The organism is Telluria sp. ZT3P26 (assembly GCF_059686035.1).
Genome location: NZ_JCASII010000003.1, coordinates 419,454 through 444,745 on the forward strand (window position 1 = coordinate 419,454; position 25,292 = coordinate 444,745).

Genomic DNA, 25,292 nt, shown 5'->3' on the forward strand with positions numbered 1-25,292 from the left:
CAGGGCATGGGGCAGACGCAGGAAAGCGGCGGACGAACACGGTTTGGCGTTGGTGCATGTAAATATATAGTGTGAGACGACATCAATGGACCACGAGATTCTTGCACATATTCACTGATCTCGCCGGATGGTCATGCGCGACGCGTACCGCCGGCGCAACGGCGCTACGGGTGACGGCACGCACCAAATTGTTAATCATGCGACAATCCGCCACGGTAATTTCCGGCTGTACATACCACGATCCTTTCAAGAGAGTTCCCTATATGTCCCCCCCCAAGCCACGCCACGGCTCCCCGTTGTTATTGCTCCCGATCGCGCTGATCATCCTTGTGCTGGCCGTCCTGTTTGCCTGGATCGGCGGCTGGCTCGGCAACAAAAACGTCACGCCGCAAACGATGGTCAACACCGCCGAAGCCTCCGGCACGCAGCAACCGGGTGTCCGCCGTGCGCATGCCAAGGGCATCTGCATCGTCGGCACCTTCGTGCCCACGCCTGCCGCCGCGCAACTGTCTGCCGCGCGCGTGTTTTCGCAGCCGTCGACGCCGGTCCTCGGCCGCTTTTCCAGCCCCGGCAACGATCCGCACTCGCCCGACAACAAGGCCGCCGTGCGCGGCATGGCGCTGCAACTGAAAACCGATGATGGCCAGGAATGGCGCATGGCGATGAACAGCTTCCCGTTCTTTGCCGCATCCACCCCGGAAGCCTTCCAGGCGCTGAACGCCGCCCGCCTGCCCGATCCGGCCACCGGCAAGCCGGATCCAGCCAAGATGGAGGCAGTCCTTGCCGCCCATCCCGAGATCAAGAACTTCATGGCGTGGTCGAAAAGCGCGCCGACGCCCGATAGCCTGGCCAATACGCGCTTCAATGGCGTCAACGCGTTTCGCCTGACCAATGCCGCCGGCACGACGCGCGCCGTACGCTGGTCGATGCGCCCGCACACGCCATTCGTGGCCGCCGACCCCGAACAGCTGAAAACGGCCGACCGCGACTTCCTGGCGGCCGATCTGGATCGCCGCCTTGCAGCCGGGCCGCTGAAATGGGACATGGTGATGCAGTTCGCAGCACCGGGCGACCCGATCGAAGATCCTTCGAAGGCCTGGCCTGACACCCGGCCCGAAACCATCGCCGGCACGCTGACGCTGGTGCGCGCCGAGCCGCAGGTCGCCGGCCCATGCCTGAACCTCAACTTCGATCCCCTGATCCTGCCGAAGGGCATCGCCGGCACGGACGATCCTGTCCTGCACGCGCGCTCGTCGGTGTACTCGGTCTCGTTCAACCGCCGCGAACGTGAAATCAGCTCGGGCAACACCCACACCGGGAGCGTACGATGAATCAGCCACGCCACTTCAATCTGCTGGCCCGCGTGCTGCACTGGTCGATGGCCGTTGCCATCCTGGGGATGCTGTTCGTCGGCGCCGCCATGGTCGTGTCGCTGCGCCACCGCGATTTCCTGCTCGACCTGCACCGGCCTCTCGGTCTGGCGATCCTGCTGCTCGCGATCGTGCGTCTCGTGAACCGCCTGCTGCATACGCCGCCGCCGCTGCCGGCCGATCTGCCGCGCATCCAGGTGTGGGCCGCCACGGCGTCGCACTGGGCGCTGTACGCGCTGATGCTCGCGATGCCGCTGATCGGCTGGGCCATGCTGTCGGCAGGCGGCTATCCGGTCGTGCTGTTCGACGGCGTGAACCTGCCGGCCATCCTGCCGCACAGCCCGGCGATGTACGGCTTCCTGCGTCCGCTGCATGGCGTGCTCGCATATGTGCTGTTCTTCACGATCCTGGCGCACTTGGGCGCGGCGCTGTACCACGCGTGGGTCCGGCGTGACGAGGTGTTCGGGCAGATGGCCAAGGGCGACTGAGTCACTCATCGGTGCAGCACCGCACCGAGTCCGCCCATCCAGCCACGTATCGTATTGACTCCATCTGCAGCGAGCGCACGGGCGCCCCGCTGCGGATTCACTTTTCAAGCGAGACGTACATGCAAAAATACACAGCAGCCATCGTGGGTGGCTTGATCGCAGGCGTGGTCACGACGGCCGTCATGGTCGCAGGCCGCAAGTCCGGCGTGCTGACCAAAACACTTGACCGGGATGCGGTCGACTGGATCGATGACGTGACGGGTTCCCGCGCTGTCATCGGCGACGCCGGCACCAGCGCCGTAGAGTTCGTCAACCACCTGGGCGCATCGGCCGCGTTTGCCGCCGCCGTGCCCAAGCTGCGCGAACTGGCGCCAGGCCTGTCGCCGGCCGCCATCGGCACGCTGTACGGTACGGCGTTGTATGCGGTAAATATCGGTGCCATCGCGCCCGTGCTTGGCATCACCGAGGGTGAAGTCAAGGCCGGCCCGCGCAAGGCGGGCGAGCGCTGGGCAATCCACGTGCTGCAAGCCGTGGTCACCGCCGTGCTGGCCGATCGTCTGACCGGCCCGCGCCGTCGCGGCTGATGCGATGGCCGAACGGTCGCGGCGCAGGCTGCGCGCGGGCGTCGGTCATGCAGTGATCAGTACAAGCCGTGAATCACTGCCGCGTCTCGGTGCGCGGCAGTAATCCACTGGCGCCGGCTTAATTGCCCAGTACCTTGCGCAACGTCCGTGACAGGTCTTCGGCCGAGAACTTGGCGACATACGCATCGGCGCGCACGTTCTTGACGTGTTCCTCATTGGTGGTACCCGACAGCGACGAGTGGATCACCACCGGCAGGTTGCCGAAGCGCTGGCTCGACTTGATGTTGCGGGTCAGCGTGAAGCCATCCATTTCCGGCATCTCGAGGTCAGTCAGCACCATTGCGACGCGGTCGTAGATGCTGCCACCTTCGGCTTCGGCCGCAGCAGCGATCGTACCCAGCTGGTCCCAGGCTTCCTTGCCGCTCTTGGTCATGATGTACGGCAGGCCCATCGCGTCCAGGCCCTGCTCGATCAATGCACGTGCGACTACCGAATCGTCGGCCGCCAGGATGATGGTGCCCGGCTTGATCTTGATCTTGTTGCCCACGACCTGCGACAGGTCCTGGCGATCCTGTTCGGGATTCAGGCGACGCAGGATGGTTTCCACGTCGAGCACCTGGGCCAGGCGCGCCGGCTGGCCTTCGGCCTCCGGCAGGCGGGCGATGCTCGTGACCATGCCGGTGCCGGCGGTGTTCTCGGCGGTCATGACCTGGCTCCAGTCGAGACGCACGATCTCTTCGACGCTCTCGACGGCAAACGCCTGCGTGGTGCGGGCAAATTCGGTCACCAGCATGATGTTCAGACCCGTCTTGGGCGTGACGCCGGTAATGCCCGGCAAGTCGAGCACCTGGATGATGTGGCCACGCAGGTTGACCACACCCAGCACGTGCTGCGGCGCGCCGGCCACGGCGGTAATTTCGGGCATCGCGACGATCTCGCGGATCTTGAAGACGTTGATGCCGAACAGCTCGTTATGATTGCCTTCTGCATCGCCGCCGAGGCGGAACAGCAGCAGTTCGAACTTGTTTGTCCCCGTCAGGTTGCTGCGCTCATCGACTTCTTGTTGTACCGATTTCATGGCTGATCCTGTCAATATAATGCTGTCCGGAAATCATTGTAGACGGGCTGCACGCTCTTGAGTCATTACGGACCGAAAGCGTCGCAGATTTAGCGTCGGCGGGTGCAAAAAAACCACGAAATGTCACACCGGCTGATCCGGACTGCCATACAGTCGTGCGCCGTCCGGCGGCCATCCGGCCAAGAATACACCCGAACCTGTGCGCATGCGTCACCTGGCATCGCGCCCTCGATGACCTGCACGAGAACATCGATCACACGCTGCGCACCGGAGCGTGCAGTATTGACAAGAGTTCTACAACTGGATCAGTATGATTTGAACGCGGCACAGATTGCAGCTGTCGCTTGCCATTGGCGAACCTGTTAGTGGAAGGGGAAACAGCATGTATCTATATGGCAGATTATTGGTGGCAGCACTTGCCGCGACGATCTCGCTGTCCTCATGCGCGCCTGCCACGGTATCAGCCGGTCCTGCGCCGGCCCTTGCCATTGGTCCCGTGACGTGGCCCCCTTCGCTGGCGCCTGTCGGTGACGGGTTTCCGGTATCCGGCGCACGCTGCCGGCGCATCGGCGAAAGCGCCGCCACCATCGACTTCCTTGACCACACCGCGATCCTTGTCGGGTGCCCCACACCGGCTGACGCCATGCAGCTTGGCGGAAAGCTGCTCGCCACGGTCGACGGCATCACGCTGATATCAGTACCACTGCACCCATGACGAATCTGTACGGAGGCCCCATGCGCCATGCTCTTTTCGCTGCGCTGTACACCATCACCCTGCTGCTGGCAGCACCCGCTGCGGCCCAGCAACAGACCAATGTCGTGTTCCCCCCTGACCGTCACAGCGTCACACTGACCGGCCAGATCAAGGGCAATGCCGACCACGGCTATCTGGTCGATGCGCGCGCAGGGCAGATGCTGACAGTGGATTTCAAGCCGACCAATGCATCGGCGTATGTCAACATCATTGCCCCGGACAGCAGCGGCGAAGCAATGTTCGTGGGTTCATCAAGCGGCAACCACTTTGCCGGCCCGGTGCCGGCCGACGGGTCGTATCGCGTGCTGGTCTATCTGATGCGCAACGCCGCGCGCCGCAACGAAGTCGCCCGTTACACGCTGCGCATCGATCTGCGCGACGCGCCGGCCACGACGGCGCGTCACGCTGGCGACGCGCTGGTTCCCGGCACCCACTACCACGCGACGGCAGACATCGTCTGCACGACATCGGACGGCGGGAAGTCCGGCCCCTGCAAGGCAGGTGTCATCCGCCGTGCGGGCGGTGCCGCGACGATCGAGCTCGCCACGCCCGACGGGGGCCACCGCCGCATCTTCTTCACGAACGGTCAGGCAACGGGCAGCGATGCCGGGGCCAGCCTGGAGGTGCAACGTCAGGACGATCTGCAGATCATCCGGATTGGCGCCATCGAAGTCTACCGGGTCCCGGACGCCTTCATCGTCGGCGGGTAAGCGCGCCGGCCATCGGATTGTGCTTGCGCGGGGCCATTGCGAATAACTGAAAACAGCTGGGGGAGAAAATGATGAACGCGCTGCTTCGAACCATGTCTGCTTTGACGCTGACGCTGACGTTGTGCCTGGCGCCAGGGGCGCAAGCCGCGCCTGGCAGTGCCGCCATCGGTCGATGGGGCGTCGATACGGCCGGCCTGTCGACAACGATCCGGCCAGGCGATGATTTCTACCGCTACGTCAATGCCGGGTGGCTCAAGACCGCCGCGGCGCCGCCGGGCCTGCCGGCCATCGATTCGTTCGTCGAAGTGTATTTGTCGACCGAAAAGCGGGTCGCCGGGATTGTCGCGCAGGCCGGCGAAACAGCCGGTGCGCCGGGCAGTCCGGAGCAGATGATCAGCGACTTCTACCGCTCGCATGCGAACCGCGAGCGCCGCAACGCGCTGGGCATCACGCCGATTGCCAGCACGCTCGCGATCATTGCAGGCACCACCGACAAACGCGAACTGGCCAGGATCATGGCCTATCCCTGGATCGAAGGCTTTTTCCCCACCGGTACGATGAGTGATGCGGCCGTCCCGACCCGACAGATTGCAGCGCTCGGTGTCGGTGGCCTGACAATGCCGTCGCGCGACTACTATCTCACCGACGCCGAACCCTACATCGGCCACCGCAAGGCACTGCTGGATTACATCGCAGCGAGCTTTCGCCGCGCCGGGTTCGCCGATGCCGATGCGCGCGCCAGCAAGGTGCTGGCGCTGGAAACCGCGATCGCCAGGCGCCACTGGAGCGTCGCACAGCGCCGTGACGTGGTGCGGATGAACCACGTCATGACCCCGGGCGAACTGAAGAAGTATGCACCCGGCTTCCCCTGGGATGCGTTCATGACAGAACTGAAGTTCGACAAGCAGCCGAAGTTCAAGGTCACGACCGACACGGCGGTGCGCGACCTGGCGCGGCTGTTTGCCACCACCCCGGCCGCCGACCTGCAGACCTTCCTCGTCTTCAAGACGCTGGACGCATGGGCCGATTCGCTGTCCGAGCCGTGGGTCCAGGCGCACTTCGATTTCCATGGCAAGCGCCTGCAGGATACGCCGCAACGACGGCCGCCCGAACTCGAAAGCATCATGGCAGTAAGTTCGGTGCTGGGCGAAGAGATCGGCCGCATCTATGTCGCCCGGTACTTCGGGGCCACGGAACGCGCGCAGGTCGAAGAGATGGTGAATTATCTGCGCGCCACCTACCGTGACCGTATCAGCAAGCTCGACTGGATGGATGCGCCAACCCGCGCCGAGGCGCTGAAGAAACTCGACAAGGTCACGCGCTACATCGGTTATCCCGAACGCTGGCATGACCGGTCGACGGTCCGCATCGCAGCCGACGACCTGGTTGGAAACTATCGCCGCCTGCTCGACTGGATGCGCGCCGACGATCTGCAAAAGTTGAAGGAGCCCACGCGACAATGGGAGTTCCCCTACAGCCCGCAAGAAATCAATGCGGGTTATTCGCCATCGGCCAATTCGATCACGTTTCCTGCCGGGATACTCCAGCCGCCCTTCTTCGACCCCAACGCCGACGCTGCGGTGAACTTCGGCGCCATCGCAGCAGTCATCGGCCACGAATTCGGCCATGGCTTCGACGACCAGGGCAGCCGCGCCGACGGCGACGGCAAGCTGCGTGAATGGTGGTCCAAGGCCTCGCGCCGCGAATTCGAACAACGCACGCAAGGCCTCGTCGTGCAATTTGACGGGTACGAGCCACTCCCCGGCCTGCACATCAATGGCCGCCAGAATCTCGGCGAAAACATCGGCGACCTGGGCGGCCTGTCGGTCGCCTATGCGGCCTACCGCAGCTTCGTGCAGGAAAAACAGGGCGGGAATGCGCCGGTTCTCGATGGCTATAGCGGCGACCAGCGCTTCTTCCTCGCCTGGGCACAGCTCTGGCGCAACATCACGAGCGAGGGCGAAACACGCCGCCGCACGCTCGCCGATCCGCACAGTCCCGGCGAGTTTCGCGTCAATGGCGTCGTGCGCAATGTCGACGCCTGGTACAAGGCATTCGATGTCAAACCGACCGACAAGCTGTACCTGCCCCCCGAAAAACGGGTGAAAATCTGGTAGACCAGGTGCGCCGTACAGGACCTGACACGCCGGGGTTGTTTTGCAAATAATGAAAAGGAGATCGCACATGAAGAAAACGATGCGGCAGTTTGTCGTGGCATGCACGGCACTGGCCACGGCCCTGACCCCGACAGTATCCATTGCCGCCAGCGCTGACGACCTGCGCGACCTGGTGGGCGCCCGCGCCGCTGGTGGCGAGAACACACTCGAATCCAGGGGCTGGGTGTCGATTACCGGCCACCATTCCGGCAACGCTTCGTACACCTACTGGTGGAATGCCTCACGCAAGAATTGCGTGATGGTCAGGACCAGCGATGGCCGGTTCGCGGCGATCTCTGACGTGGGCAAGGGTGACTGCAACCAGAAAAGTGACAACAACGATGCGGCCATCGCAATCGGCGCCGTCGGCGCCATCGCGCTGATCGCGGCGCTGGCATCGCACAAGTCGGGACACCACGACGATGGCAAACACTACGCCGACCGGGAGCAGGAGGCCGACTACGAACGCGGTTACAACGATGGCATGTACAACCAGCCGTACCACAATTATTCACGCAGGGATGCCTACAGCGCCGGCTACGAAAGCGGCGTCCGGCAACGTGGCCAGAACACAGCCTACCGGGACGATCACCGCTGGGGCGGCGGTTATGCGCCGTCGGTAAATGTGTCCGACCTGACCGGCGCGCGCGCATCGGGCGCCGAAAACAGCCTGGAATCGCGCGGCTTCACGCGCGTCGATGGTTTCCAGTCGGGCGGTGACGGCAAGGGCACGATCTGGTGGAATAGCCGTACCCGACAATGCCTTCAGGCCATCACCGTGGATGGCCGGATTGACAGCTTGTCCGACATCGGTAGCCACCGGCGTTGTCGTTGAGATCGCCGTTGGAGCGATATGGGCCCGGTGGAAGCCACGTCCGCGGTTGTTCGTGGCCCGCTGTACTGCGCAGGGCGTCGATCCTGGCGACCTGGTGGATCGTCATCGCCGGTCCACCGGCCATTGCGCAACCGGTGCCCCCGCCCCCGGAACAGATCGGCGCGGACTGTGCCCGGCCCGTCTATGCGTCCGACCAGCTCGTCTGCAGCGACCGTCTGCTACGCGCACTGGACGCCCTCACTGCGCAGCGATCGGCACAGAGCGACGCGGCGGCGCCGGGCAACGCCGGTCACATCGAGTCGCCTGCGGACTGGTTCCGCCGCCGCGCCCGGTGCGCCTTCGACAACAGCCACCGTGCGTGTCTCGTCGACGCCTATCGCGATCGTCTGCTTGTCTTGTCCACCTTGACAGGCCCGTCATCGCTTGAGCGGAAAATTGTGTGCCGTGACGCCTGGGCAGGCCGGGACATGCGCGTCGCCATCGCTGCCACGGGCGCGATGCGCGTGACCGACGCTGGCCGTGCGTTCGCCATCGCAACGCCGCCTGTGCACGGCTCGGCGTGGAAGCCCGCGGTCATCGCCCGTCCCGATGGGCACGCCATCACGTTCGAACTGCCGGATGCAACGGTCATTCACTGCGTGACGACCGACTGACGTGCCAGCCGCATCCTCGATGAACAGCGCCAGCGCCTAGAACAACGCGCCTTGCGGACTGGTCAGATGACGGGTGAGGCTCGCGAAACTGTCGCCCAAAAACGGCAGGATCGCGTCGGCGATGGGTTCGAGCTGGCGCGTCAGGTAATGCTCGTAGTCGATCGGCGTGCGGCGCAGCTCCATCGGTTCCGGACCAGCCAGCGTCATCACGTAGCGGATCCAGCCGCCCTTGCGGTACAGCGCGTGGCGGCCGTTGCGCAGGTGGTGTTCGTCGGCCATGCGCGCCGCGCGCACGTGCGGTGGCACATTGCGCTCGTAGTCGTCCAGTGCCCGGCGCAGGCGCTTGCGGTACACAAGATCGTCGTCGCACTCGCCGCGTAGCATCCTCGCCACCAGCTCGCGCACGAAGTCTGCGTACGGCTCGCCCTTGAAGATCCGTTCGTACAGGCCTTGCTGGAACTGCTGCGCCAGCGGCGTCCAGTCGCTGCGCACCGTCTCCAGACCCTTGTAGACCATCTCGTCACCGCCGTCAGGCGTGGTGGCCAGCCCCGCGTAGCGCTTCTTGCTGCCCTCGTCCGAGCCGCGCACGGTCGGCATCAGAAAACGCCGGAAGTGCACGTCGTATTCCAGTTCGAGCGCACTTTCGATCCCCAGTTCATCTGCCAGATGTGCCTTCCACCAGCCGTTCACATGATTGACCAATGTGTTCCCGATGCGGCGAGCATCATCCTCCGCATGTGGGCCGCCCAGCCAGACGAAGGTCGAATCGGTGTCGCCGTAGATGACCTGGTAGCCCTGCTCTTCGATCAGCGCGCGCGTGCGGTGCATGATGTCGTGGCCACGCATCGTGATCGACGAGGCCAGGCGCGGGTCGAAAAAGCGGCAGCCGGTCGTGCCCAGCACGCCGTAGAAGGCATTCATGATGATCTTGAGCGCCTGCGACAGCGGCGCATTCTGCGCTTTCTTGGCAGCCTCCCTGCCCGCCCACACCTGCGTGACGATGTCCGGCAGGCAGTGGCGGGTGCGCGAAAACCGTCCCCCCCGGTAGCCGGGTATGGTGGTGTCCTCGGGCTCGCGCAGGCCTTCGATCAGGCCCAGCGGGTCGATCAGGAAGGTGCGGATGATCGACGGATACAGGCTTTTGTAGTCCAGCACCAGCACCGAGTCGTACAGGCCCGAGCGCGAATCCATCACGAAGCCGCCCGGGCTGTCAGCGCCTTCGACGTCCCCGATATTCGGCGCCACCCGGCCCTGGCGGTGCAGCAGCGGCATGTACAGGTGCTCGAACGCGGCCACCGACCCGCCGCTGCGATCGGCCGCCAGCCCCGTCACGCTGGCCCGCTCGAGCAGGAAGTCCAGCAGCCGGGTCTTGTCGAAGATGCGGGTGACCAGCTCGCAATCCATGACGTTGTAGTAGGCCAGCGCCGGCTTGTCCTCGTTGAACATGCGGTCGATTTCGGCCATGCGGTCATGGGGATTGTCGATCGCCTTGCCAACGCCCAGCAGCGTGCGCGAGACGTTTTCGAGACTGAACGACGGGAAGGTCCAGGTGGCCGAATGCAGCGCGTCGATGCCATCGATGACGAGGCGTCCGGCGATGCAGATGAAGTAGTGTTCCTGGCCGCTGCCTCTGCCACCGCCTTTGCCCCCGGCTTCGCGCCACTCGATCGCGCTGCCGTCGCGCCCCAGGCGCAGCGGGCGCTTCATGGCCTCGGCATGCCGTTGCAGCACGCGCATGTCGAACTGGATCACGTTCCAGCCGATGATCGCATCCGGGTCATGCTGGACGAACCACGCTTCCATGCGGTTGAGCAGCTCGCGCCGTGTGGTGCAGTAGTCCAGTTCGTAATCGCGCGGGCCATCGACGCCATTCGGCGGGCCAAGCATGTACACCTGGCGCTGCCCGCAGCCTTCGAGCGCGATCGAGCGCAATTCGCCCTGGAACGTGGTCTCGATATCGAGCGACACGGTACGGATGGTCGGCCGGTAGCCAGGCGCGGGCTTCATCACGCCGTCGACCAGCAGCTGCGGATTGCCCTCTACCGGCTGTCCCGCAAACACGACGGGTGCGGTGATGAAACGCTCCATCAGGTAGCGCTCGGGCGGACGCACGTCGGCCTCGAAGATGTCGAGGCCATGCTGGCGCAGGCGCTTTTCGATCTGCATCAGCTGCCGGTATTTGCGGCAGTACAGGCCAGCCACCGGCCGGTGCTGGAAGTCCAGCAGGTCGAGCGGCCGTAGTTCCCAGCCCCGTTCATCATGCAGCAGCTGCTCGACGGTACCGCGCTGCGCCTCGGGAATGAAGGCGACCGGGGTCTGCACCGGGATGCGCACGCAGCGCGGGCCGGCGTCGGTGGCGAGCCAGAACTCGACTTCGCAACCGGCAGGCGTGTCGCGCCAGTGGCGCGTCAGCAGAAAGCCGGTGCTGTCGGACGCCGCATCGTCCATGTCAGCGATAGCGTGCCAGTTCGGCCTCGGAAAAGCCGGCCGCGCGGCGCCCCTCGATATTGAATGGCCCTTTCAGCACCGGCGCCTTGTAGCGCACCGTGAGTTCGTCGTAGGTGGCGATCGGTTCGAGACCGCGCGCCACGCACAGCTCGAGATACCAGCGGTTGCCGATTTCGACGTGCCCCACTTCGTCGACCAGCAGGCGGTCGAGGATCAGCGCCGCCGCCAGGTCGCCCGCCTGGGCGATCTTCTTGCGCAGCGGCGGGATCGCGTCCAGGCCCCGCGCTTCGAGCGTGCGCGGCACCAGCGCCATGCGCGCCAGCACGTCGTCGCTGGTCTTGGCGACCATCTCCCACAGGCTGTCGTGGCCAGGAAAATCGCCGTAGGCGTAACCGAGCGTACCCAGATGGTCGCTCAACATCGTGAAGTGCAGCGCTTCTTCATCGGCCACCAGCAACCAGTCCAGATAGTACTGCTCGGGCATGCCCTCGAAACGCCACAGGGCGTCCAGCGCCAGATTGACGGCATTGAATTCGATATGCGCGAGCGCGTGGACCAGCATCGCGCGCCCTTCCGGCGTACCCATCGAGCGGCGCCCGACCTGCAGCGGCGGCACCAGTTCCGGGCGCGCCGGACGGCCAGGGATGCCGGGCGGCGCCGTCATGACGGCCTGGCTGTCGATGGCGACCTGACCGGCCTTGCACGCAGCAGACAGCGCGGCGACCGCCCTGGCTTTGGCGGCGGGGTCGGCGTCGAGCAGTGCGTGCAGCGCGGCGGCGCGGAGTTCCATGGTGTTCGCTAATCTGACGAAAGCGGGCATTTTACCCAATCTGCCGGCTGTGCTTCGGTGCATGCACTACATCTGCCTGAACAAATGCGCATACACCGGACTGACACGCGGCTTTTCCGGCCGTCCACGCAGCGTCAGCAGCACCTTGCCCATATCATCCCGCACCGCACTGGTCACGCATCCCATATTGACCACCGTGCTGCGGCTCACCTGACGAAACTGCGCGCTGTCGAGCTGTGGCAGCAGTTCCTTCAGCGGCACCCGGATCAGCGCTTCGGCGTCTGCGGTAACCACATTGACATACTTGTCGATCGCCTGAAAGTACACGACGTCCGGCACCGGAATCATGCGCACAGCATTGCCAACTGCCGCCCGGATCGTCGTCAAGCGCTCGCTTGGTGCGGCGCGTGGCGCCAGCGCCTGCAACTGCCCGAGCAGCTGGCCCAGCGCATCCGGTGCCAGCGCGGTGCGCGTCTCCAGCGCCCCACGCAGGCGTTCGACCGTCTTGCCCAGCCGCGCGCTGCTGACCGGCTTGAGGACATAGTCGAAGGCCGCATGCTCGAATGCCTGCACCGCGTAGTCATCAAACGCGGTGACGAACACGATGTGCGGAAACGGTGCCGGCCCCTCCCATCGCTCGGCCAGTTCTTCGGCCACTTCCAGGCCAGTCTGGCCCGGCATGCGGATATCCAGGAACAGCACGTCCGGTCGCAGCGCTAGCGCCTGCTCGAGGGCGACCAGGCCGTTGGGCGCGGTGGCGACGATGTCCAGGTCGGGCCAGAGCGTTTGCAGTGTCCTGGCCAGCGTGGCGGCAAGGATCGGTTCGTCTTCGGCAATCAGTGCGCGGGTCATCGGTCGAACTCCAGAGGCAGGGTCAGTCGGGCCAGCGTACCTTGTGGCTGCGCCGGGTTGAGGGTGAGCGTGGCGCGCTCGCCATACAGGGCGACGAGTCGCTCACGCGATGTGGTCATGCCGATGCCGCCGCCGTGCCGTGCATGGGCGTGGTCGAGACCCAGACCGGTATCGCGCACCTCGATCGCCACGGTATCGCCGTCGATCTGCGCGCTGATCGTGATCTCGCCGCCATCGACCTTCGGCTCCACGCCGTGCACGATCGCGTTTTCGACCAGCGGCTGCAGCAACATCGTGGGCAGGCGCGCGGTGCGCAGCGTCGGTGGCAGGTCGAACCGGTAGCGCAGCCGTTCACCCATGCGCACGCCCATCAGGCCCAGATACGCGCCCATGGCGGCAAATTCCTGCTCCAGCGTCGTGGTCTCGCTGCGCGATACGCTGAGCGTGGCGCGCAGATACTGGATCAGCTGGTCGAGCATGTCGCTGGCGCGTACCGGATCGAGCGCGATCAGCCCCTGCAGATTGGCCAGCGTATTGAACAGCATGTGCGGTTCGATCTGGGCCTGCAGCAGGCGCAGTTGCGCCTGCAAGGCCTGGCGCTCGATGATCTGCGCGCGCAGGTGCGCGGCGGCCTGCTCTTCCTGGGCGCGCCGCATGCGTTCGCGGTTCCTGATCAGCACCACCATCAGGGTCGTGCCCAGGAACGTGAAGACGATCATGCTGATGCGGTCGGCGGACGGGTATTCGGCGAGCGTGGGCGTACGAATGCCGAGCAACAGCCCGGCCGTGTACAGACCCGTGAAATGGGCAACCGGCGCCGCCAGCACCGCCAGCGCAGCGAACATCGCCCATTCGCGCTTGCGCCAGACCGGCCGCTTGATGAACAGCAGGCGCCCGCCGTACACGATCGTGAAGGCCACGATGCCGATCAGGACCGACACCAGCATGTTTTCGAGGAAGCGCCCCGTCACCAGGCTGATGAAACACGCCAGCAGTATGCTGATGCCGATCGACAGCGGCAAATCGGTCAGCACGCGTCGCAGGCGCGCGCGTCGTTGCTGGTGAACCGGTGGAGAAATGCTGGCCATGCGGACTCGCTTCAAGATAATAACGGTGACAAGGACAATCCATTGTGCCCAGCAGGCGCGCCAGCGGCAAGGGTTGGTGCGACGAAGTGAAGAACGCCGGGAGTGAATCCGGCCCCGCACAGCGCGACGGCGCGATTCGCTTGCACAGCGCCCGATCCGGCGCATTCATTTATGCTGGCCGCACCAATCCACATTTCGCTACAAGGACGCCATGCACCCGCTGTTTTCGCCATTCAAACTCGCTTCCCTGCCCCTGACCAACCGCATCGTGATGGCACCGCTGACCCGGGCCCGCGCGCCGGACGATGTCGCCACCGAAACCGTCGCGCTGTACTACACCCAGCGCGCCACTGCTGGCCTGATCGTCAGCGAAGGCACGCCCATTTCGCGCGAAGGCCAGGGTTACCTGTTCAATCCCGGCATCTACACGCCGGCGCAGATCGCCGGCTGGCGCCTGACGACCCAATCCGTGCACGCCGTCGGCGCAAAGATGTTCGCACAACTCTGGCACGTGGGCCGCGTGTCGCACCCGAGCATCCAGACCGATGGCATCGATCCGGTCAGCGCCAGCTCAAAAACCGCGCAGGGCGCCATGGCCTATGGCCTCAAGGACGACGGCACGCCGGGCATGGTGGCAACGACCCAACCACGCCAGCTTGCCACCGACGAGGTCGCGCGCGTGGTGCAGGATTTCGCCAACGCCGCCGCCAATGCCATCGAGGCCGGCTTTGATGGCGTCGAGATCCACGGCGCCAACGGTTATCTGCTGGAGCAGTTCCTCAACCCGCTGGTCAACGACCGCGACGACGAGTACGGCGCGACCACGATGGACAACCGCCTGCGCTTCGCCCTGGCCGTCGTCGATGCCGTCGTCGCCCGCATCGGCCGCGAGCGCGTGGGCATCCGCCTGTCGCCCTACGGCCGCCTGTTCGACATGCCGCTGTACGACGACATCGCCGCGACCTACACGGCGCTGGTCGCCGCGCTGGGCGAACGCCGCATCGCGTATGTCCACATCATGGACCAATCCGGCTACGGCATGAACGACAAGGCGGCAGGACCGACCGTGTCCGACAAGATCCAGGACCTGCTGCGCGCCTTCCGCACCACGCTGCCCGAAACGGCACTGATCCTGGCCGGCGGCATGACGCGCGAACGCGCCGATCAGCTGATCGCGGATGGCGTGATCGACCTGGCGGCATTCGGCCAACTGTTCATCTCGAACCCCGACCTGGTCGCGCGCCTGCGCAATGGTTGGCCACTGGCCGAGCCGGACCGCAGCACTTACTACGGGGGCGACGCCAGCGGATACATCGATTACCCGCCGTACGCTGCGCAGGCCTGATCGCCTGACAGGACGGCAGTCACTGGCCGGTGGGCCTGAGAGGGATGCACACATCCCGGTTGACCCGCTTCACCCCACCATGTCATATTGCCATCCTCATCAATCCACGGAAGTCCTCGCATGCGTCATCTTGCCTCCGCGCTGTCCATTTCCATCGCCCTCGCCCTGACCGGGTGCGCCACATCGGCGCAGGGGCCGCAGACGGCGGCGCACGATACGCTGACGTCGCGCATTTCGGCCGACTCGCTGCGCGGCCACCTGTCGTTCCTGTCGTCCGACCTGCTCGAAGGGCGCGGCACGCCGTCGCGCGGTGTCGACCTGGCGGCCGAATACATCGCGGCGCAATTCCGCCGCGCGGGGCTCGAGGCGGCTGGCGACGATGGCTACTTCCAGACCGCGAACTGGCAGTACGCGAAGCGCAGCCCGCAGGACATCGCCTTGACCGTGACGGCGGGCGGCAAGACCATGACACTGACCGGCACGGGGGCATCGGCCAACTTCGTCGATCCGGTCACGCTGGCGCGCACTCCGGCCGTCTTCATGAGCTGGCAGGCGGCGCTGGACGATCCGGACAAGGCCAACGGCAAGGTGCTGGTGGTGCCGGCCGCCGCGATCCCTGGTGCAGGCGCCGCACTGCAAGCCAAACTGAAAAGCAAGCCGGCGCTGATCGTGCTGATTGACCGCGAACGGCGCCAGGCCCGCACGCAGGGCGGCTGGCTGATCGACCCGAGCGTGGCGGTGGCCAAAGGCGGCGCACCGGTCGTGCTGGTGCATGAAGCCGATGCCGCGACCGCGCTCGAACAGGGTGGCGCCACCGTCGCCGCGAAGATCGTCGCGCCCGAGATCGCGCCGACCAAACTGCGCAACGTGATCGGCGTGCTGCGCGGATCTGACCCGGCCCTGAAAAGCACCTACGTGATGCTCAGCGCGCACTACGACCACCTGGGCATCCGCGATGGCGAGGTGTTCAACGGCGCCAATGACGATGGCAGCGGCACCGTGTCGGTGATCGAGATCGCCGCCAGCATGGCGGCGCAAAAGGACCGGCCGCGCCGCAGCATCGTGTTCGTCGCGCTGTTCGGCGAAGAACTGGGCCTGCTCGGCTCGCGCTACTACGCAAAGCATCCCGTATTCCCGCTGAAGGACACCGTGATGAACCTGAACCTCGAGCAGCTTGGCCGCACCGACGACAGCGAAGGCCCGCAACTGCGCTCGGCCACGATGACCGGCTTTGACTATTCGACCGTGGGCACGACGCTGCAACGCGCGGGCGAGCAGACCGGCATCCGCTTCTGGAAGCACCCGACCAACAGCGACCGCTATTTTGCGCGCAGCGACAACCAGGCGCTGGCCGATGCCGGCGTGCCGGCCCACACGTTGTGCGTGGCGTTCGGCTTCCCCGATTACCACGGCAAGGACGACACCTGGGACAAGGTCGACTACGACAACCTGGCCAGCGTGAACCGCATGATCGCCGTGGCGTTGCAGGACATCGCCAACGACCCGGTCAAGCCGGCGTGGACGTCCGTGCCCAACGCGGCCAAGTACCGCGCCGCGGCGGCCGCGCTGCAATCGAAGTAAGGGTGAACCGGTGATGCTGGTCGGCCTGTCGCGCCGCCCGCCGGGCAGCGCCGCACCGCAGCCGGTCGATCAGCTGATGCTGATTGCCGGCGCGGGAATCGACGGTGATCGCCACCGCGATCCGGCATCGCCCCGCCAGCTGCTGCTGGCAAGCAGCGCAACCTATGCGGATTTTTCTCTGCCACCTCACACGCTGCGCGACAACCTGCTGCTCGACACCCCCATCGACGCCCTGCCGTCTGGCACCGTGCTGCAGATCGGTGACCGGGCGCAGGTGCGTTTGATGTTCGCGTGTGAAGCGTGCGGCCGGCTCGATCTGCACGGGGCGCAGGTCGCCGCTCGCATCGGCGCCCGGCGCGGCGTGCTGGGGCGCGTCGTGCAAGGCGGCGCCATCCGTGTTGGCGATACGGTACGCGATCTGGGACCCTTGCTGCCTGCCTGGTCAGACGACTGGCATGAACGCGTCGCGCAGGTGATCGAGGCGATGCCGTCGGGATACGTCGTCGAGTATGCAATGCTGGCGCGCCTGGCCGGCATCCAGTCGACCTATTGCCGGGCCTTTCCACGCCTGCTTGCGTCGCTTGGACTGGCCTATGCCAGCCGGGCGATCGCGGCGCGGACCGTCTCGCCGCTGCCCCGCTGGGATGGCAGTGGCCTGTTCGACGAGGGGCTCCCCGCCACAGCGTCAGCGCCCGACTTCAAACTCGATTGTTGTTAAGTTATCTACCGCACAGCCGATGTGTTTTGGAAATGTTTTAATGCTTCTGTCGCGCACGATTGCGGTCGGGGCGTGAGTCAAAAAATTGGCAGCTGGTGTAAGCTGAATGACAACATTTAATTTTAAGGAGCACCCCATGAAAACCACGATTACCATTTCCGCCCTGATGCTGAGCGTCGCGATGCTGGCCGGTTGCAACAAGAACGACAATATGGGTCCTGCACAAGAAGCCGGCGCTGCCGTCGACAACGCAGGCGCCAAGGTTGCCGAAGAGTCGAAAGAAGCCGCTGCTTCGGTCGATGCTGCTGCTGAACGCGCTGGCGACAAGATGGAAGTTGCTGCTGACAAGGCTGAAGCCAATATGGACGCTGCTGGTCAGCGTATCGATGCAGCGACCGACCGTGCCGGAGCACGTATCGACGCTGCTGGCGCAGAAGTGCGTCAGGAAAGCCGCGAAGCAGCTGCTGCCGCTAAAGAAGCTACCAGCAACGCAACCGCTGCTGCTGGCCGTAGCGTCGAGCGCGCTGGCGAAAAAATGCAGGACGCGTCGAAGTAATTCTCACGAATTAGTTCCACCAGCCGTTCTGTAGTACGCAAGCCGCGACCCGGGAAACCGGTGTCGCGGCTTGTTTGCATTGGGCGCCCGTCAACGCGGCAAGTGCCTCTGTTCCGCCAAGCAAACTGGTTGGTTCGCCTCTCAAAACCTTCTGTACCTGTTTCGACACGTTTCTCACCTGAGTGAAGCAAGACTTCGCCATAGCGCGAATACCTGTTGACACTGTCAAACCTAAAAACCTACAGTTTCATTATTGAAGACCTGGTTCCGCAAAGAGAAACCTCTTCATGGATCGGACATCGGCCATCGTCATGGCCGGCCACGACCCGGCACCATCACAATAATGGAGACAGACCGAGTGAAGAAACACATCATCGCAATGGCAGCGCTATGCGTCTGCGTTACCGTCGCACCGACCGCGTCCGCGCAATCGGCCATCACCCTGTACGGCATCATCGATGCCGGCCTGACCCGCCTGACCAACGATGGCCCGCAAGGCGACCAGACCAAGGTCGATACCGGCCAGATGCAGGTGTCGCGCTGGGGCATCAAGGGCCAGGAAGACCTGGGCGGCGGCATGAAGGCGCGCTTCGGGCTGGAAGGCACGCTGCTCAATGATACCGGCGGCGCCGGCGTACCTTTCGGCACCCCATCCAGTACCAGCCTGTTCGACCGCGAAGCCACGGTCGGCATCGTCACCAACTACGGCGCCATCGACATCGGCCGCCAGAATATCGTCGGCATCATGTCGGTGGGCATGGCCGATCCGTTGGGCCTGGGCTTTGCATCGAGCAGCCCGAACGTGCTGTTCTCGGCGATGAACAACGCCGCCGTGTATGCGCCGTATGGCGCCAACAATGGCGGCACGGCCCTGCGCCAGAACAACTCGGTCAAGTACACGTCGCCCGTGTTCAAGGGCCTGAGTTTCGCCCTGATGCGCGCCTTCGGCGAGCAGGCGGGCAACGCGCAGAAAAGTTCTTACCAGGGCGGCGCGCTGCTGTACAACACCGGCAAGCTGGCCGTTGCCGGCGCCTATGCGCGCATGAAGAACATCACCGACACCGACCTGCTCACGTCGCACGCGTATGGCATCAAGTACGCGTTCCCGGCGTTCACGCTCAAGTCGACCTATTCGTGGAATGAACTGCGCAGCACTGGCCGCAAGATCGCCGTGCTCGGCGTTGGTGCGGATGTGCCGGTGGCGCCGGCCTTCCTCGTCACGGCCGCGGCCTACCAGGTCAAGCGTTCGGGCGACCTGAAGGACGATTCCCAGCAATTCATCCTGATCGGCCGCTACCTGATGAGCAAGCGCACGACCGGCTACGTCTCGGTGGGCCACGCCGCGACCGACAGCATCGTCAGGACGGACCAGATCAACCTGGCCCAGAACTTCGTGGCCGTCGGCAGCGACTCGGCCAACCGGTTCACGATGGGCATCATGCACATGTTCTGATGACGACACCCGACGACGCGCATTCCTTACCACCCTCCGCCCCACCCGGCTTCGAACGCCTCAACCGCGGAGGGCCATATATGGCCAATCTGGGCGAGCTGTATTGCCGCCAGGGCGAAGGCGAGATCGTGTTCGCGATGCGCATCGAGGACAAGCACACCAATATGCGCGGCATCGCGCATGGCGGCATGTTGGCCAGTCTGGCCGATTCCGCGCTGGGTCTCGGCCTGACGCTGTATTGCGAAGGGCGCCAGTCATTCGTGACCGTGAATCTGAGCACCGATTTCATCGACGCGGCCAGGCCCGGCGACTGGGTCGAAGCGCATGTCGAGGTGCAGAAAATGGGCAAGCGGATGGCGTTCGCCAACTGCTTCCTGCAGATCGGCGCGCGTCGCATCCTGCGTGCCAGCGGTGTGTTTGCCGTGATGAACGCGTTGAACCCCGACCAGCTGGCGGCCGGGTACCAGGGCGCAGCCTGATTACGACTCTAGGCGCCGGGCGACCTCCATCAGGCGCGGGCGCACTTCATCGAGCAGGAAGGCGGTCGACACGCTGGACGAGGGACCGCCGCAATTGATCGACATGATCTGGCTGCCGCCGATCGGCATGAAGCCGACCGCGATCCCGTTGACGTCCTTCTGCCAGTCGCCGAACGAGGTCGTGCAGCCATAGGTCTCGTAGTCGCTCAATCCCTTGGCGAGACCCGTGCGCATGGCTTCGAACGCGGTTTCGTCCAGCTCCAGCGACCGGCTCAGGATATCCCTGCGTTCATGTTCGGCGGCCCGAGCGAGGTAGGCGCGGCCGATCGCCGATGTCGCCAGCGGCATGCGCGAGCCGACCTGCAGCGCCAGCGCCAACGCCGCACTGCTGCGGCAGACTTCCACATAGATCATCGACAGCCGGTCCCGCATCGCGATCGACACGGTGGTACCGGAAAATTCCGCCAGTTCCTGCATCATCGGGCGCGCCAGCTGGCGGATGTCGAGCCGGGCCAGCATCGCGCTGCCCAGGCCCAGCGTGGCGCTGCCGAGCAGGTAACGCCCGCCGGGTTCCTGTGCCAGGTAGCCGAGCGTGGTCAGCGTGTAGGTAATACGGGTGACGGTGGACTTGGGCAAGCCGCAGCGCTCGGCGATCTGCTGATTGCTCAGCCCCTTGTCAGCGGAACGAAAACAGGCAAGGACCTCGAGGCCGCGCGCAAGTGCCGTGATGAAGTAGCGTTCTTCGGCACCCCGCGGCGCATCGACCGCCTCAGGTGCGTGGACATCATCAGGAAGGGTGTCGCTTACTGGCATGGGAAAACCCTGAAAAAGAATGGAGGTCAAATTCCATTCTAATCCAGTTCATTTCGCCATGCAAAACCGACTGACAACACGCAGCGTATTGACGTTATTAAACGACACCGCGCTCCCGTAAGCCCGCCAGCGTCTCTGCCGACAGGCCGAGCAGCTCGTGCAGCACGTCGTCCGTCCCCTCGCCCAGGCATGGCGGGCTGCTCCGCACCGGCAGGCGTTCGCCGTCGAAGCGATAAGGCGAGACAAGCACCGGCACGCTGCCAACTTCGGGGTGCGGCATCTGCCTGACCAGGCCGCCCTGCTGCGCGCGGGTCGACGTCAAGGCCTCATGAAGTCCCGCGACCTCGCCGCACGGAATACCGACCCGGCTCATGCACGCCAGTAGATCGCTGCGCGTGCGCAGCGCCAGTTCGCGCTTGATCTCGGGCATGAGCTCGTCCCGATGCTGCGTGCGCGCCAGATTGGTCTTGAAACGCTCATCCAGTGCAATGTCGGGACGTTCGATCACGTCATCGCAAAAGCGCACGAACTGGCTGTTATTGCCCACCGCAACGACCAGTGGACCATCCTTTGCCTCATACACGCCATACGGCATGATCGATGGATGCGCATTGCCGTAACGTGGCGGGTCATTCCCGCGCAGCAGCGCTTCCAGGCCGTAGTACGCGGTGATCATCAGGCCGCAGTCGAACAATGCCATGCCGACGTGGCGGCCCTTGCCCGTCTTCTCGCGCTCGTACAGCGCGGCGAGCACGCCCTGCGCCGCGTACATCCCGGTCATCATGTCGACCGCGGCGACGCCGAATTTCAGGGGCGGCTGGGTCGGTTCGCCGTTGAGGGCCATCAGGCCCGATTCGCCCTGGATCACCAGGTCGTAGCCGGGCCGCGCAGCTTCCGGGCCGGTGCGGTCGTAACCGGTGATCGAGCAGTAGATCAGGCCGGGCTGCTCGTCCTTCAGCGCGTCGTAACCCAGGCCGAGCCGCTCGATGTCGCCGAACTTGAAGTTCTGGATCACGATGTCGCTCTTGCGGATAAGATCCCGCGCGATGGTCTGGCCTTCGGGTGTTTTCAGGTCAAGGCACACCGAACGCTTGTTGCGGTTGACGCTATTGAAGTACGCAGTTTCGGTGGTACCGATGCGCACGCCCCAGTCGCGCGTGTCGTCGCCGCGTTCGGGATGTTCCACCTTGATTACTTCGGCGCCCAGGTCGCCCAGCACCATCGCGCACCACGGCCCGGCCAGCACGCGCGAGAAATCCAGCACGCGCACGCCGGACAGGGGCAAAGCAGATTTGTCAGTCAACATAACACTCCAGATACCCGGCTTCTTATAAGGAGCCGGCAAACGTCATTCTCGTGGCCGACCCGTGGCTGCGGCGCTGCGCAGCGCCGCGAACGCGGGCGCGCGTTTGTCGAAGAAGGCCGCAATGCCTTCCTGCGCTTCGTCGTCGCCCTTCGACTGCACCATCAGCGCGGCTTCCAGGTCGAGCTGCCCGGCCAGGCTTGCGGCCCCGGCATTCTCGCACAGCACCTTGATCCGCCCGTTGGCATTGACTGGCCCGGCGGCCACGCGCGCCGCCAGTGCCAGCGCCTCGGCCAATGCCTGGCCCGGCGCCGCCAGGCGGTTGACCGCGCCCAGCGCATAGAGGCGCGAGGCCGGCAAGCGCTCGCCCAGCAGGCAGAGCTCGGTCAGCAACTGGCGCGACATGCAACGCGCCAGGAACGCCGTCGCGCCGCCATCCGGACTCAGGCCGACCTTGACATACGCCATCGAAAAGAACGCATCCTCGGCCGCCACCACCATGTCGCAGGCCAGCGCCAGCGACAGGCCAGCGCCGGCCGCCCCGCCCTCGACCGCGGCAATCACCGGCTTCGGGCAGGCGCGCAGCGCGCGCACCAGGTCGTGCAGGCGTTCGACCTTGGCGCGTCGTTCGTCCGGCGCCAGCGCGCGGCGCGTGGCCAGCTGGCGCAAATCGCCACCGGCGCAGAAGAAGTCGCCGTCGCCGACCAGCACGATGGCGCCGATGGCCGGATCCTGCACCGCCTGTTCGAGCGCGGCCGGCAGCGCGTCGTACAGTGCCGGCGTGATCGCATTCTTCGCCGCCGGGTTGCTGTTGACGAGAATGCGCACCGCGCCGTCGGTGCGCATCATGAGGCCGGGGGCGTTCATGCCGGGGTGGCCTCGCTGGTCTCGCGCCCAAGGGCGATATAGCGCGCCAGGTGGTGGTCTTCGTCGCCCAGCTGATGGTCGATCATCACCAGGCGCTTGGCGTAGTGCGCCAGCGGCAGCTCCCACGTCATGCCGATCCCGCCGTGCAGCTGGATACATTCTTCCGCGACCAGCGTGCCGATACGGCCGATGCTGGCCTTGGCGGCCGACAGGCTGCGCTCACGCGTGATGCGGTCGGCATCCAGCGCAGATGCGGCATTGATCACTGCCGAGCGGGCCTGCTCGATCTCGAGCAGCAGGTCGGCCATACGGTGCTGCAGCGCCTGGAAGCTGCCGATCACGACGCCGAACTGCTTGCGCGTGCGCAGGTAGTCGAGGGTCGCTTCCTTGGCCGCTTCCATCGCGCCCAGCGCTTCGGCGCACAGGGCCAGCACGCCGCGCCCGACAGCGCGCTCGAGCGCCGCAAAACCGTGCCCTGGTTCACCAAGCAGCGCGTCGGCACCGACCCGAACGCCGCTGAAGGTCAGCTCGGCCACGCGGCCACCGTCCATTGTCGGCGAGCCCACCATCGACAGGCCGGCTGCATCGCCAGGGACCAGGAACAGCGAGATGCCAGCTTCGTCATCGACCGCGCCCGACGTGCGCGCCGACACGACGATCCACTGCGCGTGGTCGGCGTTGGCCACCACGGCCTTGGCGCCGTCGATCACCCAGCCATCGTCATCGCGGCGTGCAGTGGTCGCAACCCGCGCCAGTTCATAATGCGCACCCGGTTCGTCATGGGCAAACGCGGCGATCACGGATGCATCGGCGATGCTGGCCAACACTTCTTTCTGCGCGGCGCTGCCGGCTGCCGCAATGGCCTCGGCCGCCAGCACGGCGCTGCCCAGCAGCGGCTCGAGCACCAGGCCACGGCCCAGCGCCTCGAACACCACCGCGATGTCAAAACCGGCCCCGCCAAAGCCGCCGTCTTCTTCGCGCAGCAGCATGCCCACCACACCCAGTTCGGCGAACTGCTGCCACATGGCGTTGGAAAAGCCTTCTGGCGAGGCGGCGATCCTGTGCCGCGCGTCGATGTGATATTGCTGGGCGATGAAGCGGTTCAGGCTATTGGCCAGCATGCGCCGTTCTTCTGTATGTTCGAAGTTCATGTCGCTTGCCCTTACAGTCCGAGGATCATCTTGGAGATGATGTTTTTCTGGATCTCGTTGGAGCCGCCGAAGATCGACAGCTTGCGGTTATTGAAGTATTGCGCCGAGGCGGCCGCTGCGAAGTCGGGCCCGAAGTCCGGGCCGTCATGGGCCGCATCGAGCATGTCCTGCGTGAACGGGCGCGCATACACGCCCATCGCACGCCGCGTCAGCGCATTGATCTCCTGGCGGATCTCGGTGCCGCGAATCTTGAGCATCGAGCTCTCCGCACCCGGCGCGCCCCCGCCGGCCACCGCCGCGATCACGCGCAGATTGGTGGTCTTCATGTTTTCGAGGTCGATCTCGACAAGCGCCAGGCGGCGCGCAAAGCCCGGATCATCGGCCAGCGGCTTGCCGCCGCGCGTCTGCTCCTGCGCGATGCGCTTCAGGCGCGCCAGCGCCGCCATCGAGAAGCCGACACCGGCGATGTTCGTGCGCTCGTAGGTGAGCAGATATTTGGCGCAGGTCCAGCCGCGATGCTCTTCGCCGACCAGGTTCTGCGCCGGCACCCGCACATCGGTGAAGAACACTTCGTTGACTTCGCGCTCGCCATCGAGCAGCGTGATCGGGCGCACATCGACGCCCGGTGACTGCATGTCGATCAGCAGGAAGCTGATGCCCTCCTGCTTCTTGGCGCCCGCATCGGTGCGCACCAGGCAGAAGATCATGTTGGCGTGCTGGCCAAGCGTGGTCCAGGTCTTCTGGCCATTGACGATGTAATGCTCGCCGTCCGCGTCCACACCGCGCACGGCGCTGCACTTGACCGCCGCGAGGTCAGAGCCGGCGCCCGGCTCCGAATACCCCTGGCACCACCAGTCCGAGCCATCCAGGATGCGCGGCAGCCAGTAATCCTTCTGCGCCTGGTTGCCGTACTTGATCAGGACCGGGCCCAGCATGTTCACGCCGAACGGCACGATGCGCGGCGTATTGGCCAGCGCGCACTCGGTCTCGAAGATGAATTTTTCGATGGCGTCCCAGCCCGGGCCGCCGTATGCTTCCGGCCAGTGATTTGCCAGCCAGCCGCGCTCATTCAGGATCGCGTGCCAGCGCTCCATGTCGGCCTTCGACAGGTGCTTGCCATTGGCGACCTTGCTTGAGAGGTCCTGCGGCAGCTTCTCGGCCAGGAATGCCCGTACCTCGTCGCGAAAGCGCTCTTGCTCAGGGGTGAAATGTAAATCCAT

The 25,292-nt window shown here is 65.0% G+C and carries 24 protein-coding genes; 14 read left to right on the plus strand and 10 right to left on the minus strand.

Going from position 1 to position 25,292, the window contains the following annotated elements; genetic code table 11:
• Window positions 1–263 precede the first annotated feature (263 nt).
• From AC56LN_RS12605 to AC56LN_RS12615, 3 genes are all read left to right on the plus strand, one after another.
• Window positions 264–1,331 (plus strand): catalase family peroxidase, encoded by a 1,068-nt coding sequence (locus AC56LN_RS12605; protein WP_499572117.1) that lies wholly within the window; start codon window positions 264–266, stop codon window positions 1,329–1,331.
• Window positions 1,328–1,858, plus strand: coding sequence for a cytochrome b (locus AC56LN_RS12610; RefSeq protein ID WP_499572119.1), 531 nt, complete (start codon window positions 1,328–1,330; stop codon window positions 1,856–1,858). The genes AC56LN_RS12605 and AC56LN_RS12610 overlap by 4 nt, the downstream gene beginning before the upstream one ends.
• 119 nt (window positions 1,859–1,977) lie before the next feature.
• The gene (locus tag AC56LN_RS12615; protein ID WP_499572121.1) at window positions 1,978–2,442 is read left to right on the plus strand and encodes a hypothetical protein; all 465 of its coding nucleotides are present in this window, start codon (window positions 1,978–1,980) and stop codon (window positions 2,440–2,442) included.
• A 118-nt stretch (window positions 2,443–2,560) separates the two neighbouring features.
• On the opposite strand, the gene AC56LN_RS12620 is transcribed toward AC56LN_RS12615, so the two are convergent.
• Window positions 2,561–3,520: a chemotaxis protein gene (locus tag AC56LN_RS12620; protein WP_482898874.1), complete on the minus strand. Its 960-nt coding sequence runs from the start codon at window positions 3,518–3,520 to the stop codon at window positions 2,561–2,563.
• A gap of 406 nt (window positions 3,521–3,926) precedes the next feature.
• Here AC56LN_RS12620 and AC56LN_RS12625 point away from each other — a divergent pair, with 406 nt between their 5' ends.
• The 5 genes from AC56LN_RS12625 to AC56LN_RS12645 all read left to right on the plus strand — a co-directional run bounded on the left by AC56LN_RS12625 (window position 3,927) and on the right by AC56LN_RS12645 (window position 8,628).
• Complete coding sequence (locus tag AC56LN_RS12625) at window positions 3,927–4,235, plus strand: hypothetical protein (protein WP_499572122.1); 309 nt, start codon at window positions 3,927–3,929, stop codon at window positions 4,233–4,235.
• 20 nt (window positions 4,236–4,255) lie between these two features.
• Entirely contained in the window at window positions 4,256–4,984 is a 729-nt protein-coding gene (locus AC56LN_RS12630) for a hypothetical protein (protein WP_499572123.1), read from the plus strand.
• Window positions 4,985–5,076: 92 nt separating this feature from the next.
• On the plus strand, window positions 5,077–7,101 hold the full coding sequence (locus AC56LN_RS12635; protein ID WP_499572125.1) for a M13 family metallopeptidase: 2,025 nt from the start codon (window positions 5,077–5,079) through the stop codon (window positions 7,099–7,101).
• Between the two features lie 67 nt (window positions 7,102–7,168).
• Window positions 7,169–7,975, plus strand: a complete 807-nt coding sequence (locus AC56LN_RS12640) for a hypothetical protein (RefSeq protein ID WP_482898877.1) — start codon at window positions 7,169–7,171, stop codon at window positions 7,973–7,975.
• A gap of 467 nt (window positions 7,976–8,442) precedes the next feature.
• Entirely contained in the window at window positions 8,443–8,628 is a 186-nt protein-coding gene (locus AC56LN_RS12645) for a hypothetical protein (protein ID WP_499572127.1), read from the plus strand.
• 36 nt (window positions 8,629–8,664) lie between these two features.
• Here AC56LN_RS12645 and AC56LN_RS12650 read toward each other — a convergent pair whose 3' ends face one another.
• The 4 genes from AC56LN_RS12650 to AC56LN_RS12665 form a co-directional block, all read right to left on the minus strand.
• The gene (locus AC56LN_RS12650) at window positions 8,665–11,076 is read right to left on the minus strand and encodes a DNA polymerase II (protein WP_499572129.1); all 2,412 of its coding nucleotides are present in this window, start codon (window positions 11,074–11,076) and stop codon (window positions 8,665–8,667) included.
• A gap of 1 nt (window position 11,077) precedes the next feature.
• Entirely contained in the window at window positions 11,078–11,866 is a 789-nt protein-coding gene (locus AC56LN_RS12655; RefSeq protein WP_499572131.1) for a ferritin-like domain-containing protein, read from the minus strand.
• 66 nt (window positions 11,867–11,932) lie between these two features.
• Complete coding sequence (locus AC56LN_RS12660; protein WP_499572133.1) at window positions 11,933–12,718, minus strand: LytR/AlgR family response regulator transcription factor; 786 nt, start codon at window positions 12,716–12,718, stop codon at window positions 11,933–11,935.
• On the minus strand, window positions 12,715–13,806 hold the full coding sequence (locus AC56LN_RS12665) for a sensor histidine kinase (RefSeq protein ID WP_499572135.1): 1,092 nt from the start codon (window positions 13,804–13,806) through the stop codon (window positions 12,715–12,717). The genes AC56LN_RS12660 and AC56LN_RS12665 overlap by 4 nt, the downstream gene beginning before the upstream one ends.
• 211 nt (window positions 13,807–14,017) lie before the next feature.
• Here AC56LN_RS12665 and AC56LN_RS12670 point away from each other — a divergent pair, with 211 nt between their 5' ends.
• The 6 genes from AC56LN_RS12670 to AC56LN_RS12695 all read left to right on the plus strand — a co-directional run bounded on the left by AC56LN_RS12670 (window position 14,018) and on the right by AC56LN_RS12695 (window position 19,938).
• Window positions 14,018–15,151 (plus strand): alkene reductase, encoded by a 1,134-nt coding sequence (locus AC56LN_RS12670; RefSeq protein ID WP_499572137.1) that lies wholly within the window; start codon window positions 14,018–14,020, stop codon window positions 15,149–15,151.
• Between the two features lie 120 nt (window positions 15,152–15,271).
• A complete protein-coding gene (locus AC56LN_RS12675; protein ID WP_499572139.1) occupies window positions 15,272–16,732 on the plus strand; it encodes a M28 family peptidase in 1,461 nt (486 codons plus the stop codon).
• Window positions 16,733–16,745: 13 nt separating this feature from the next.
• Complete coding sequence (locus AC56LN_RS12680) at window positions 16,746–17,450, plus strand: MOSC domain-containing protein (protein WP_499572141.1); 705 nt, start codon at window positions 16,746–16,748, stop codon at window positions 17,448–17,450.
• Window positions 17,451–17,586: 136 nt separating this feature from the next.
• The gene (locus AC56LN_RS12685; RefSeq protein WP_183552687.1) at window positions 17,587–18,006 is read left to right on the plus strand and encodes a hypothetical protein; all 420 of its coding nucleotides are present in this window, start codon (window positions 17,587–17,589) and stop codon (window positions 18,004–18,006) included.
• A 358-nt stretch (window positions 18,007–18,364) separates the two neighbouring features.
• Complete coding sequence (locus AC56LN_RS12690) at window positions 18,365–19,459, plus strand: porin (RefSeq protein ID WP_499572143.1); 1,095 nt, start codon at window positions 18,365–18,367, stop codon at window positions 19,457–19,459.
• 80 nt (window positions 19,460–19,539) lie between these two features.
• Window positions 19,540–19,938: a PaaI family thioesterase gene (locus AC56LN_RS12695; RefSeq protein ID WP_499572145.1), complete on the plus strand. Its 399-nt coding sequence runs from the start codon at window positions 19,540–19,542 to the stop codon at window positions 19,936–19,938.
• Here the strand turns inward: AC56LN_RS12695 and AC56LN_RS12700 are convergent, their stop codons facing one another.
• The 5 genes from AC56LN_RS12700 to AC56LN_RS12720 form a co-directional block, all read right to left on the minus strand.
• Window positions 19,939–20,751: an IclR family transcriptional regulator gene (locus tag AC56LN_RS12700; RefSeq protein WP_499572147.1), complete on the minus strand. Its 813-nt coding sequence runs from the start codon at window positions 20,749–20,751 to the stop codon at window positions 19,939–19,941.
• Window positions 20,752–20,848: 97 nt separating this feature from the next.
• The gene (locus AC56LN_RS12705; RefSeq protein WP_499572149.1) at window positions 20,849–22,057 is read right to left on the minus strand and encodes a CaiB/BaiF CoA transferase family protein; all 1,209 of its coding nucleotides are present in this window, start codon (window positions 22,055–22,057) and stop codon (window positions 20,849–20,851) included.
• 42 nt (window positions 22,058–22,099) lie between these two features.
• Window positions 22,100–22,921: an oxepin-CoA hydrolase, alternative type gene (locus AC56LN_RS12710; RefSeq protein WP_499572151.1), complete on the minus strand. Its 822-nt coding sequence runs from the start codon at window positions 22,919–22,921 to the stop codon at window positions 22,100–22,102.
• Window positions 22,918–24,072, minus strand: coding sequence for an acyl-CoA dehydrogenase family protein (locus AC56LN_RS12715; protein WP_499572153.1), 1,155 nt, complete (start codon window positions 24,070–24,072; stop codon window positions 22,918–22,920). The genes AC56LN_RS12710 and AC56LN_RS12715 overlap by 4 nt, the downstream gene beginning before the upstream one ends.
• An 11-nt stretch (window positions 24,073–24,083) precedes the next feature.
• Window positions 24,084–25,292, minus strand: coding sequence for an acyl-CoA dehydrogenase family protein (locus AC56LN_RS12720; protein WP_499572155.1), 1,209 nt, complete (start codon window positions 25,290–25,292; stop codon window positions 24,084–24,086).

Bases quoted from the DNA above. Each gene is read 5' to 3' on its own strand.
- AC56LN_RS12640 (WP_482898877.1), top strand. From the start codon at position 7,169: ATGAAGAAAACGATGCGGCAGTTTGTCGTGGCATGCACGGCACTGGCC.
- AC56LN_RS12665 (WP_499572135.1), bottom strand. From the start codon at position 13,806: ATGGCCAGCATTTCTCCACCGGTTCACCAGCAACGACGCGCGCGCCTG.
- AC56LN_RS12670 (WP_499572137.1), top strand. From the start codon at position 14,018: ATGCACCCGCTGTTTTCGCCATTCAAACTCGCTTCCCTGCCCCTGACC.
- AC56LN_RS12605 (WP_499572117.1), top strand. From the start codon at position 264: ATGTCCCCCCCCAAGCCACGCCACGGCTCCCCGTTGTTATTGCTCCCG.
- AC56LN_RS12615 (WP_499572121.1), top strand. From the start codon at position 1,978: ATGCAAAAATACACAGCAGCCATCGTGGGTGGCTTGATCGCAGGCGTG.
- AC56LN_RS12720 (WP_499572155.1), bottom strand. From the start codon at position 25,292: ATGGATTTACATTTCACCCCTGAGCAAGAGCGCTTTCGCGACGAGGTA.
- AC56LN_RS12610 (WP_499572119.1), top strand. From the start codon at position 1,328: ATGAATCAGCCACGCCACTTCAATCTGCTGGCCCGCGTGCTGCACTGG.
- AC56LN_RS12700 (WP_499572147.1), bottom strand. From the start codon at position 20,751: ATGCCAGTAAGCGACACCCTTCCTGATGATGTCCACGCACCTGAGGCG.
- AC56LN_RS12635 (WP_499572125.1), top strand. From the start codon at position 5,077: ATGTCTGCTTTGACGCTGACGCTGACGTTGTGCCTGGCGCCAGGGGCG.
- AC56LN_RS12645 (WP_499572127.1), top strand. From the start codon at position 8,443: ATGCGCGTCGCCATCGCTGCCACGGGCGCGATGCGCGTGACCGACGCT.
- AC56LN_RS12650 (WP_499572129.1), bottom strand. From the start codon at position 11,076: ATGGACGATGCGGCGTCCGACAGCACCGGCTTTCTGCTGACGCGCCAC.
- AC56LN_RS12695 (WP_499572145.1), top strand. From the start codon at position 19,540: ATGGCCAATCTGGGCGAGCTGTATTGCCGCCAGGGCGAAGGCGAGATC.
- AC56LN_RS12710 (WP_499572151.1), bottom strand. From the start codon at position 22,921: ATGAACGCCCCCGGCCTCATGATGCGCACCGACGGCGCGGTGCGCATT.
- AC56LN_RS12680 (WP_499572141.1), top strand. From the start codon at position 16,746: ATGCTGGTCGGCCTGTCGCGCCGCCCGCCGGGCAGCGCCGCACCGCAG.
- AC56LN_RS12620 (WP_482898874.1), bottom strand. From the start codon at position 3,520: ATGAAATCGGTACAACAAGAAGTCGATGAGCGCAGCAACCTGACGGGG.
- AC56LN_RS12715 (WP_499572153.1), bottom strand. From the start codon at position 24,072: ATGAACTTCGAACATACAGAAGAACGGCGCATGCTGGCCAATAGCCTG.
- AC56LN_RS12660 (WP_499572133.1), bottom strand. From the start codon at position 12,718: ATGACCCGCGCACTGATTGCCGAAGACGAACCGATCCTTGCCGCCACG.
- AC56LN_RS12705 (WP_499572149.1), bottom strand. From the start codon at position 22,057: ATGTTGACTGACAAATCTGCTTTGCCCCTGTCCGGCGTGCGCGTGCTG.
- AC56LN_RS12685 (WP_183552687.1), top strand. From the start codon at position 17,587: ATGAAAACCACGATTACCATTTCCGCCCTGATGCTGAGCGTCGCGATG.
- AC56LN_RS12655 (WP_499572131.1), bottom strand. From the start codon at position 11,866: ATGGAACTCCGCGCCGCCGCGCTGCACGCACTGCTCGACGCCGACCCC.
- AC56LN_RS12675 (WP_499572139.1), top strand. From the start codon at position 15,272: ATGCGTCATCTTGCCTCCGCGCTGTCCATTTCCATCGCCCTCGCCCTG.
- AC56LN_RS12630 (WP_499572123.1), top strand. From the start codon at position 4,256: ATGCGCCATGCTCTTTTCGCTGCGCTGTACACCATCACCCTGCTGCTG.